Genomic DNA, 464 nt, shown 5'->3' with positions numbered 1-464 from the left:
CACTAATGCCGATGGCATCCGAACTGCGCGCTTGGCAGCGCTTCGTTGCCGACAATCTTGAGTTTCGTCTGGGCGTGGCAATCGGCGCGGTAGTGTCCGACGCGTGGTCGGAAGGTGCAGCAACGCTTGCGCTGCCGAGTCTGGCCGATTGGAAGAAAGAGACCAAGCTTCCGTGGTTTGGCTTCTGGGCTCGAGAGCTACTTCGGTGGGGTACGCACGATCCGTTCACCGCCTTCTGTCTGTCCCAAGGGCTTGCACAGACCCGTGAGGGGGCCTTTGCCAAGCGTCCGGAGTTTTACAGGTGGCTTGAGCGCGAAGTTGAAGCACCTACCGCCGAGGATAGGATCGATCCTCAGAGGCTGACCGCGTGGAGGAAGACAATCCCAATCAAACCCCGTGTGGCCCCAACTTTCCCTGAAGAGCGCGTGCGTTTGGTTGGCACAGATGGTAGTCGGGGAGAATAC

1 protein-coding gene is annotated in these 464 nt (G+C 59.5%); it reads left to right on the top strand.

Annotated elements, in window-relative coordinates:
• On the top strand, positions 1–464 hold a 464-nt coding region (locus D7Y13_RS47415), incomplete at both ends, for a hypothetical protein (protein ID WP_208734607.1).

Origin of the sequence: Corallococcus praedator (assembly GCF_003612125.1) — a bacterium.
Classification (GTDB): domain Bacteria; phylum Myxococcota; class Myxococcia; order Myxococcales; family Myxococcaceae; genus Corallococcus; species Corallococcus praedator.
Note: the sequence above shows the minus strand (reverse complement) of the source record. Positions and strands in the feature narration are given on the sequence as shown.